Origin of the sequence: Variovorax sp. E3, from assembly GCF_016082275.1 — a bacterium.
GTDB lineage: Bacteria > Pseudomonadota > Gammaproteobacteria > Burkholderiales > Burkholderiaceae_C > Variovorax.
The window spans coordinates 1-303 of the sequence record NZ_MOWM01000400.1; the positions used below are offsets into that span (position 1 = coordinate 1).

A 303-nucleotide genomic window follows, 5' to 3' on the forward strand; every position below is an offset into this window, starting at 1 on the left:
TCAACTCGTAAGTTGGCTTGATGGCGAGCGCGCGTATTTGGTGGTTGCGCTTGCGGCGCCCGTCTCGCCGATCGCCCCATGCGTTTGAGAGCCCCTGCGGCTCTTCACGCCGTCTGCGGACGCACCTGCCCCAGCATCGCGATCAGTTTCTTCCTGGCCATCCACAGATTCGACAACGCAAACAGCGTGATCACATGCGCCGTGTTCTTGGCCAGTCCCTTGAACCTCACTTTCGCGAGGCCGAACTGCCGCTTGATCACGCGGAACGGGTGCTCCACCTTCGCGCGGATGCTGGCCTTGCAG

1 protein-coding gene is annotated in these 303 nt (G+C 62.0%); it reads right to left on the minus strand.

Translation table 11 applies throughout. The annotated features are described in order from the left end of the window. Window positions 1–104 precede the first annotated feature (104 nt). Window positions 105–303 (minus strand): transposase (locus tag BMG07_RS41090; RefSeq protein WP_198089248.1); only part of this gene is annotated, 199 nt, incomplete at its 5' end.